Genomic DNA, 9,362 nt, shown 5'->3' with positions numbered 1-9,362 from the left:
AGGCGCGGGAAGGGTACACTGAGGCCCGAGGGGCGCCCGGCGCCCGGGGAGGGGACATGCTCTACGACGCATCCACCTGGTACCTTTCGATCGTTCCGGCCACCGTCGCCACGGGAGTCGGGCTCGCGGGTGGCCTGCGGCTGGAGGGGGTGCGGTCCTCCATCGGGGGGGCCATCCGGACCCGGTCGGACCTGGAGGCGGTCCGCCGGGCCATCGAGTTGAACATGGCCCTCGCCCTGGCCTACATCGGACTCTGGATCGCCTCCATCGCGATCCTCTTGTGGGCCGTGAAGTCGGGTCTCACGCCGATCCCGGGCGCGGCCGGGCATTTCCTCGTCCTGGGCCTCCTCACGCTCCCGTGCGGCCTCTGGAACAAGGCGGTGGAGAAGCGCTTCCGGGCCATGCCCGTGGAAGGGGGCGACCCGTCCCTGGCGGCCACCTTCGCGCGTTGGCTCGAGGAATGGAAGAAACGGCCCTTGGGCCTGAGCGACCCCGACGCCCGCCCCGGCGCGTGAGTCTGAAGGCCGCGCGGGCGGCGACTAGCGGGGATGAAGTTGTCCGGCTTCGTCCAACGGCCCCCGGGCGGTTGACACCCCGGCGGTCGGATACCAAGATGGTGCCTCCGCCGGCAGGTGCTCCCAAGGCGGCGCAGGGAGGGGGGAACCCATGACCGTCCGCATCGACGGATCGAGCCTCACCATCGAACAGGTGGTCCGCGTGGCCCGCTTCGGCGAGCCGGTGGAGATCGCCCCCGGGGCGCTCGAACGCATCGGGGCCTGCCGGGCCATGGTGGAGCGCAAGATCGCCGCCCGCGAGGTCATGTACGGCGTAAACACGGGCATCGGGGAGCTGGCGAGCGTGGCCCTCACGGACGAGCAGGTGGGCCAGTTCCAGAAGTACCTGATCTACAACCACGCCGCCGGCATCGGCAAGCCGGCCCCCGCGGAGCACGTTCGCGCCGCCATGCTCAGCCGGATCAACGTCCACGCCAAGGGCTACTCGGGGTGCCGCGCCGAGATCCCGCTCACCTACGCGGCCCTGCTGAACGCCGGCATCACGCCCGTGGTCTGCGAAAAGGGGAGCGTCGGAGCCTGCGGCGACCTGGCGCCCATGAGCCAGTGCGCCCTCTCCCTCATGGGGGAGGGGGAGTGCTTCTACCTCGGAAGCCGCATGGCCACGAGGGAAGCCATGGAGCGGGCCGGCGTCCCTGTTCCGGGGCTAAAGGCCCGGGACGGCCTCGCCGCCATCAACGGCAGCAACCTCATCACCGGCATGGCGTGCCTGGAGTTGTACGACGCGGAACGGTGGACGGCCCAGGCGGAAATCGCCGCCGCCATGAGCCTCGAGGCGCTCCTGGCGAACCTGAGGCCCTACGAGGCCCGCCTCCACGAGCTTCGCGGGTTCCGGGGGGCCCGGACCTCGGCGTCGAACCTCCGGAGGCTCCTGGAGGGGTCGGACCTCGCCACCGGAAAGGTGAAGGTGAAGGTCCAGGACGCCTACTCCATGCGGTCCACTCCCCAGGTCGTGGGCGCCCTGAGGGACCAGCTCGCATGGGCCCGGAGCCAGGTGGAGACGGAGCTGAACGGGGTGGCCGACAACCCCATCTTCGTGCCCGAGGAGGACAAGGTCTACACCGGGGCCAACTTCCAGGGGACGCCCGTGTCCCTTCCCCTGGACGTGTGCGGCGCCGCGGTGGCCATGGTGTGCGTCCTCTCCGAGCGGCGCCTCAACCGGCTCCTGAACCCCGCCCTCTCGGCGGGCCTCCCCGCCTTCCTCACCCGGGGCGCGGGAATGTTCTCGGGCCACATGCTGAGCCAGTACACGGCCGACATGCTCCTGACCGAACAGCGGATCCTCTCGGCCCCCTCGTACGTCCTCTCCATCCCCGCCGCGGCGGACCAGGAGGATTTCGTGTCCATGGGCATGAACGCGGCCCTCAAGACCCGGCAGATCCTCGACAACGCCCAAGGGGTCCTGGCCGTGGAATTCATCGCCGCGGCCCAGGCCCTCGACTTCCGGGATTTCGCCTTCGGCCGGGGCACCCGCGCCGCCCACGCCGCCGTGCGGAAGGTGGTCCGCCACCTCGAGGAGGACCGCCCGCTCCACGCGGACCACAACGCCATGGCCGAAGCGGTGAAGGCCTGCGAGGTTCTCGAGGCTGTGGAGGCCGAAGTCGGTGCCCTCGGCTCTTCATGGGAATCCGCCTGAGGCGCGGCGGATCTCCAGGGAAGGGTCCCTTTCCCGAAGCCGCCCCTTCCGGTCTCCGGGTGCAGGGCGGCCTTCCGTCTCGCGTTCGGGCTCGCGGCCCAGGGAAGCCGGGGGACCGGGGCGGGGTTATACTTCCGTAATCCTGGACGGGAGATCCCATGGCGAATGCCGTACTCATCACCGGCGCCTCCAGCGGCTTCGGCCTTCTGACGGCGCGACTCTGCCACGCGAGGGGATGGAACGTCGTGCCCACGGCCCGGGACGTTCGCCGCATCCCGCCGGCGCCCTCGGACCCCGGGCGCTGGCTTCCCCTGAGGCTGGACGTGACCGCCCCCGACTCCGTTGCCGCGGCGATGGCGTCGGCCCTGGAGCGCTTCGGAGCCCTGGACGCGGTGGTGAACAACGCCGGAATCGGCCACTTCTCCTCGGCGGAAGAGGCCGCGCCCGACGCCCTGAGGAGGGAGTTCGAGGTCAATTTCTTCGGGGCCGTGGCCGTCGCCCGAGCCGCGCTCCCCTCCATGCGGGCCCGGCGAAAGGGGCGCCTCGTCTTCGTCTCCTCTCAGTGGGGAAGGACGGGGGTCCCCGGCTTCTCGGGGTACTGCGCCGCCAAGTTCGCCCTCGAGGGCTGGGCCGAGGCCCTCGCCCACGAGGTGCGGCCCTTCGGCGTCGCGGTCCGCCTTGTGGAGCCGGGCGCCTTCGACACGGGCTTCGGGGAGAGGTCCCTGTCCGTGGGGAAGGCGGTGGGCGACGCCGAAAGCCCCTACGCCGGGTTGTACGCCCGCCTGCGCGCGGGCTTTGCGTCCGAGAGAAACCCGACGGGCGAGCCGGTGGCGGAGGCCATCTTCCGCGCCGTCTCGGGGGAGGGGGAAAGCCGCCTCCGAATCGTTGTGGGAAAGGAGGCGGAGGCGTGGTCCCGGGCCCGCTTCGCGCCCGGGGAAGAGGCGTTCCTCTTGAGACTGGCCCGCGAAATAGGCTGGGATGCCGAGGGCGGCCGGGAGGTCAAGCCATGACGGAGCACCGCGTCGAGAAGGATTCGCTGGGCGAGGTGAGGGTCCCCGCCGAGGCCATGTGGGGCGCCCAAACCCAGCGCGCCGTGGAGAATTTTCCCGTCAGCGGACAGGGAATCCCGAGGGGAATGATCCGCGCCTTTGGCCGGATCAAGCGGGCCTACGCGCTGGAGAACCGAGCGCGCGGGGCCTTGGCCCCGGACCTGGCGGAGGCCGTCGCGAGGGCGGCCACGGAGGTCCTGGAGGGGCTCTGGGACGACCATTTTCCCGTGGACGTCTTCCAGACGGGCTCGGGCACGTCCTCGAACATGAACGCCAACGAGGTGATCGCCAACCGGGCCATCGAGATCCTGGGCGGCGCGCGGGGCAGCAAAACCCCCGTCCATCCCAACGACCACGTGAACATGGGCCAGTCCAGCAACGACGTCGTCCCTTCGGCCATCCACCTGGCGGCGGCCGAAGCGGTCACCACGAACCTCCTGCCGGCCCTGGAGGGCCTCGCCCGGGCGCTGGCGGACAAGGCCGAGGCCTTCGATCCGATCGTCAAGATCGGGCGCACGCACCTCATGGACGCCGTGCCCGTCCGCCTTGGGCAAGAGTTCTCCGGATATGCCCAGCAGGTCCGCAACGCGGCCCGGCGGGTGGAGGCGGCCCTACCCTCCGTCTGCGAACTCGCCCTGGGCGGAACGGCCGTTGGAACGGGCCTCAACGCCCCGCCCGGCCTGGCCGGGGCCGTCATTCTGCGGCTCGCGGAGGAGACGGGACTCCCCCTGCGCCAGGCGCCGAACCTTTTCGAGGCCCTGGCGGCCCGGGACGCCCTCGTGGCCCTGTCGGGCGCCCTGCGCGCGGCGGCCGTGGGCCTGACCAAGGTCGCCGAGGACGTGAGGTGGCTGGGATCGGGACCCCGGTGCGGCCTCGGCGAGATCCGCCTGCCCGACCTTCAGCCGGGCTCCTCGATCATGCCCGGAAAGGTGAACCCCGTCATGGCCGAGATGCTCGTCATGGTCTGCGCGCAGGTCTTCGGGAACGACCAGGTGGTGGCCTACTCGGGGGCCCGGGGCCAGTTCGAACTGAACGCCATGCTCCCCGTGATGGCCCGGAACCTCCTCGAGTCCGTCGCCATCCTGTCCCGCGGCGCGGAGGCGTTCACGAAGCGCTGCGTGGACGGTCTGGAGGCCGACGAGGCGCGATGCGCGGAGATGGTGGAGCGCAGCCTCGCCATGGTCACGGCCCTGGCGCCCGTGATCGGTTACGACCTCGCCGCCGAGCTGGCCAAGGAGGCCCACGCGACGGGGAGGACCGTGCGCGAGATCTGCATGGAGCGAAAGGTGCTCCCGGCCCACGTTCTCGATGATCTCCTGGACGCCCGGAAGATGACGGGCTAAGGAGCGTCTGCGGGTTGGGCCGCGTCAGAGCTCGATCTGCGCGCCGAGCTCGACGACCCGGTTGGCCGGAATCCCGAAGAACATCGTGGCGCTCTGGGCGTTCCGGGACATGAGGCCGAAGAGGGACTTCCTCCACCGCGCCATGCCCGGCTTGTCCGTGGGGATCAAGTTCTCCCGGCCCAGGAAGAAGGTCGTCGTCATGGGGTCACAGGGGAATCCCTGCCCCTCGGCCAGCGCCAGCAACTGGGAAATATCGGGCGTCTCCATGAAGCCGTAACGCGCCGAAAGGCGGAAGAATCCATGGCCCAAGGGCTCCACCGTCAGGCGGTCCTTGGCGGATACGACCGGCACTTCTTCTGTGGTCACGGTCAGGAGCGCCACCCGCTCGTGCAGGACGTGGTTGTGCTTCAGGTTGTGAAGGAGGGCGCCGGGGATTCCCGCCGGATTCCCGGTCATGAAGACCGCCGTTCCCGGGACGCGGTGGGGAGGGTTGCGCTCCACGTCGTCGAGGAACAAGTCGGCGGGAAGGGCCCCTTCCTTGAGGCGTTGGGCAAGAATTCCCCGTCCCTTCTTCCAGGTGAACATGAGGACGAAGATCGCCCCGGCCAGGAGGAGCGGGACGTATCCTCCGTGCTGGACCTTGATGATGTTGGCGCCGAAAAAGGCCAGGTCCACCGTCAGGAAAGCCAACGAGAGCGGCACCGCCGCGAGGGGCGGCCAGTTCCACCGTCTGACCGTGACCACCAGGAAGATAAGGGTCGTGATCACCATGGTCGTGGTCACCGCGACCCCGTAAGCCGCGGCGAGCCGGTTGGAGTTCTGAAAGCCGAGGACCAAGAGGATCGTGGAGACCATGAGGGCCCAATTCACTCCCGGGGCGTAGATTTGGCCGATCTCGAGGGAGGAGGTGTGGCGGATCTCCATGCGGGGGCAGAAGCCGAGCTGGACGGCTTGCCGGGTCAGGGAAAACGCCCCCGAAATGACGGCCTGGCTCGCGATGACGGCTGCCGCGGTGGAAAGGGCCACAAGGGGATAGAGGGCCCAGGACGGTGCCAGGAGAAAGAATGGGTTCCGGGCGGACTCGGGATCCGTCAGGAGAAGGGCGCCCTGTCCGAAGTAGTTGAGCATGAGGGAGGGCTGGACCAGGAGAAACCACACCAGCCGAATGGGGCGGCGGCCGAAGTGGCCCATGTCCGCATAGAGGGCTTCTCCCCCCGTGATGGCGAGGAAAACGGCGCCCAGGATCAAAAATCCGTGAAAGCCGTTTCGAGCGAAGAATTCCATCCCGTACAAGGGATTGAAGGCTAGCAAGACGCGAGGCTGGGTGAGGATCGCGCCCGCCCCGAGAAGGGCGAGGGTCAGGAACCAGACGGTCATCACGGGGCCGAAGAGGGTACCGACTCTGGCCGTGCCCCGCTTCTGGAGAACGAAGAGCGCGACCAGAACCCCGAGACTGAGGGGGACCACATAGGCGGCGAGGGCCGGCGTCACGACTTCCAGGCCCTCCATGGCTCCCAGGACCGTAATGGCGGGGGTGATGATTCCGTCCCCGTACAGGAGCGCAGCGCCAAACACCCCCATCGCCGTCAGGAAGAGGGCGCGGGTGCGGCTCGGGGACGCCTCCGGTTTGGCCAGAGCCATCAGGGCCAGGATTCCCCCCTCTCCCCGGTTGTCGGCCTTGAGGATGAAGACCAGGTATTTCAAGGAGATCGTGAAGAGGAGGGCCCAGGTGACGAGGGACAGCACGCCCAGGACGTTGGCCTCCGTTACCGGAAGGCCCAGTTCCGGGCCGAAGCACACGCGAAGCGTGTAGAGGGGGCTCGTCCCGATATCCCCATACACGACACCGAGGGCCGCAAGGCTTAGGAAGAACAACCTCTTGCCCCGGCCTTTCAAGGCATCCGATTCGGTGACCGTCCCCATCCTCCCGACCCTCCGACCGCCGCCGGGAAGGTCCCGGCCCGGGCCTGCGGGCGGGACCCTTATAACACCGAACGCTCCGACCCTCAACGGGGGAGCCCGGGCGGGTGCGGCGGCGGCCCCCCACCTTGCGCGGCGGCTTCCGGGGGGCTATCTTGACCGCCCGGGAGGAGGTCCCCCTGTGGAGGTCGTTCGAAAGCCGGAGTGGTTCAAGATCAGGCGTCTCGCCGTGGGGGAGAAGGCGAGCGCCGTCATGGGCGAGATCGCGCGGAGCGACCTCCGAACGGTGTGTTCCTCCGCCGCCTGCCCCAACAAGGGCGCGTGCTTTTCCGAAGGAACGGCCACGTTCATGATCCTGGGGGACGTCTGCACCCGAGCCTGCCGGTTCTGCAACATCGCCACGGGCCGGCCCGCCCCGCCGGACGAGACAGAGGCCGAGCGGGTCGCCCAGGCCGCGGAGAGGATGGGATTGCGGTTCGTGGTGGTGACCTCCGTGGCGCGAGACGACCTGCCCGACGAAGGGGCCGGGGCCTTCGCACAGACCATACGCTCCGTCCGACAGCGGCTGAGCGGGGCGCGAATCGAGGTGTTGACCCCGGATTTCAGCGGACGGGAGGAGTGCCTCGAAACCGTGCTGGGCGCCGGTCCCGACGTCTTCAACCACAACGTGGAGACCGTGGAGCGCCTCACCCCGTCGGTCCGCGCCAAGGCCACCTACCTCCGCTCCCTTCAGGTTCTGCGCGCCGCCCGCCGCCTGGCACCGCACATCCCCACGAAGAGCGGCCTCATGGTGGGTCTCGGGGAGACCCGGGACGAACTCCTCCGCGCCTTCGAGGACCTGGCCGCGGCCGGCGTCGAGCGGCTCACCGTGGGCCAGTACCTGAGGCCCACCAAGCGCCACCACCCGGTGATCCGCTACTACGAGCCCGGGGAGTTCGAGGACCTGAAACGGGCGGCCCATTCCGCGGGGATCCGCGCCGTATTGGCGGGGCCTCTGATCCGAAGTTCTTACCACGCCGGCCGGATGTAGGCCCCCGCGAGGGGCCCGATGCCGGCGCGCCGCAAGCGTGTTACACTCTCCTCCCGGTGGGAAACGCGCGATCGCGAGACCCGGAGCAAGTCCTTCCGCCCCGGTGGGGCCCGGCGCGGGCAGGGGCCTGGATCCCGGTGCGCTTGCCCGCCGGTCTTGGAGAGTCCGCCATGACGTGGAGCCTCGCTGTCCTGCCGCCCGTGCCGCCCCCGGAGGGCTGGGAGATCTGGCAGTTCCGTTCCTGGGGGCCCTGGCTGTCGGTTCGGCTCCTCCACCTCGCCCTGTTCGCCCTGGGCGCCTTCCTCCTGGATCGGATGCTCGTGCTGGTTCTGAGGCGTGTGCGAAAGGCTGTGGAAGACGACGACCCGACGACTCAAAACGAAGTCGAGAGGCGGTTCGAGACGGTCACCCGCATCCTGCGGCGCGCGGGAGGCGTGGCCATCTACGCCACGGCCTTTCTCATGGCCCTCAACGACTTCGGCGTCCAGATCGGGCCGCTTCTCGCGGGCCTCGGCATCGTCGGCGTGGCCGTGGGCTTCGGGGCCCAAACCCTCGTGAAGGATATGATCACGGGCTTCTTCGTGGTCCTCGAGGATCAGTTCCGCGTGGGGGACGTGGTCAAGATCAACGAGTTCCAGGGCTCGGTCGAGTACATGGGTCTCAGAACCACGCGGATCCGGGCTATCGGCGGGGAGGTTCACATCCTTCCCAACAGCGAGATCCGGTTCGTCACGAACTTCACGCGCCAGTGGGCCCGCGCGGTCCTGGACGTGGACGTGGGGTACGGCACGAACCTGGACGCGGCGCTGGCGGCTCTCGGGGATGTGGCACGCTGGGCGCGCGAGGACCCCGAGGTGGGGAGGCACGTCCTGGAACCCTTCGAGATCCTGGGCGTGACGGCGCTCGGGGAATCCGGCGTCACGCTGCGGATGATGGCGAAGGTGGTGCCCCTTCAGCAGTGGGCGGTGGAGCGGGCCCTGAGGAAGCGGGTCAAGGAAGTCTTCGATGCGGCGGGGATCGAGATCCCGTTCCCCCAGCGTTCCGTCCGGCTGGACCCGTCCGCGCTGGAGGCGCTGCGGGCAAGAGGGGAGCACACGCCATGATGGATGACCTGGTCCGGTCCAGCCTCTTCGCCGCAGTCCTCGCCGTCGCGCTCGTCCACGCCGTGCTCCCGACCCACTGGCTTTCTTTCGTGATGGTGGCCCGGGCCCAGAAGTGGGGCCGGGGAAGGATGCTTCGCATCGTCCTGGTCTCGGGCCTGGGCCACGTGACCACCACCGCGGTGGTGGGCCTCCTCGCGGCGGCGCTCGGCAAGGACCTGCTCGGCCATGCCCATGAGTGGGAAACGCCCTTTCCGGCGCTGATCCTGCTGGCCTTCGGACTCTACTATCTGGTGTCGGGCTGGCGGAAGGAGGGCCATCGCCACTGCACCCACGACCACCGCGACGACCCCATCCTCCCCGACCGGGTGGCCGCCGGGGCCCTCTTCCTGGAGATGACCCTCTCGCCGTGCGAATCCCTCATTCCCATCTTTTTCGCCGCCGGCGGCCTGGCGTGGCCCCAACTGATCGGCATGGCGGTCCTGTCGAGCCTGATCACCATCGGGGCCATGGGGCTCCTGGCGGGCCTGGCCCACGCGGGCTACACGCGCATCGTCTTCCCCTGGCTGGAGGCCAACGAACGCATCGTGTTGGCGCTCATTCTCCTGGTACTGGGCGGCGTGTCCTATTTCTTTCACTAGCCAGGGCGAGGGCTGGACCCGCACCGCGGAGCGGACAGGACGAGGATCGTTCAGGGTCGGGGGCGGGGCCG

The 9,362-nt window shown here is 69.3% G+C and carries 8 protein-coding genes; 7 read left to right on the top strand and 1 reads right to left on the bottom strand.

Features of this window, described 5'->3' with window-relative positions; all coding sequences use genetic code 11:
- The 4 genes from AB1824_12055 to AB1824_12040 all read left to right on the top strand — a co-directional run.
- A partial coding sequence (locus AB1824_12055; protein MEW5765697.1) for a hypothetical protein occupies positions 1-515 on the top strand: 515 nt, incomplete at its 5' end.
- A gap of 151 nt (positions 516-666) precedes the next feature.
- Positions 667-2,208: an aromatic amino acid ammonia-lyase gene (locus AB1824_12050; GenBank protein MEW5765696.1), complete on the top strand. Its 1,542-nt coding sequence runs from the start codon at positions 667-669 to the stop codon at positions 2,206-2,208.
- Positions 2,209-2,366: 158 nt separating this feature from the next.
- Complete coding sequence (locus tag AB1824_12045; GenBank protein MEW5765695.1) at positions 2,367-3,218, top strand: SDR family oxidoreductase; 852 nt, start codon at positions 2,367-2,369, stop codon at positions 3,216-3,218.
- Entirely contained in the window at positions 3,215-4,600 is a 1,386-nt protein-coding gene (locus tag AB1824_12040) for a class II fumarate hydratase (GenBank protein MEW5765694.1), read from the top strand. Before AB1824_12045 ends, AB1824_12040 begins: the two co-directional genes overlap by 4 nt.
- A gap of 24 nt (positions 4,601-4,624) precedes the next feature.
- Here the strand turns inward: AB1824_12040 and AB1824_12035 are convergent, their stop codons facing one another.
- Complete coding sequence (locus AB1824_12035; protein ID MEW5765693.1) at positions 4,625-6,523, bottom strand: potassium transporter Kup; 1,899 nt, start codon at positions 6,521-6,523, stop codon at positions 4,625-4,627.
- Between the two features lie 178 nt (positions 6,524-6,701).
- Between AB1824_12035 and lipA the strand changes: the two genes are divergently transcribed.
- From lipA to AB1824_12020, 3 genes are all read left to right on the top strand, one after another.
- A complete protein-coding gene (gene lipA, locus AB1824_12030; protein ID MEW5765692.1) occupies positions 6,702-7,550 on the top strand; it encodes a lipoyl synthase in 849 nt (282 codons plus the stop codon).
- 170 nt (positions 7,551-7,720) lie between these two features.
- Entirely contained in the window at positions 7,721-8,653 is a 933-nt protein-coding gene (locus AB1824_12025) for a mechanosensitive ion channel family protein (GenBank protein ID MEW5765691.1), read from the top strand.
- Positions 8,650-9,291, top strand: coding sequence for a hypothetical protein (locus AB1824_12020; protein MEW5765690.1), 642 nt, complete (start codon positions 8,650-8,652; stop codon positions 9,289-9,291). The genes AB1824_12025 and AB1824_12020 overlap by 4 nt, the downstream gene beginning before the upstream one ends.
- The last annotated feature ends 71 nt before the right edge of the window (positions 9,292-9,362 follow it).

The sequence above is a fragment of the Acidobacteriota bacterium genome (genome assembly GCA_040752915.1).
Taxonomy (GTDB): Bacteria; Acidobacteriota; UBA4820; order UBA4820; family DSQY01; genus JBFLVU01.
This window is presented reverse-complemented; position numbering and strand designations above follow the sequence as displayed.

Bases quoted from the DNA above. Each gene is read 5' to 3' on its own strand.
- AB1824_12050 (MEW5765696.1), top strand. From the start codon at position 667: ATGACCGTCCGCATCGACGGATCGAGCCTCACCATCGAACAGGTGGTC.
- AB1824_12045 (MEW5765695.1), top strand. From the start codon at position 2,367: ATGGCGAATGCCGTACTCATCACCGGCGCCTCCAGCGGCTTCGGCCTT.
- AB1824_12040 (MEW5765694.1), top strand. From the start codon at position 3,215: ATGACGGAGCACCGCGTCGAGAAGGATTCGCTGGGCGAGGTGAGGGTC.
- AB1824_12035 (MEW5765693.1), bottom strand. From the start codon at position 6,523: ATGGGGACGGTCACCGAATCGGATGCCTTGAAAGGCCGGGGCAAGAGG.
- AB1824_12025 (MEW5765691.1), top strand. From the start codon at position 7,721: ATGACGTGGAGCCTCGCTGTCCTGCCGCCCGTGCCGCCCCCGGAGGGC.
- AB1824_12020 (MEW5765690.1), top strand. From the start codon at position 8,650: ATGATGGATGACCTGGTCCGGTCCAGCCTCTTCGCCGCAGTCCTCGCC.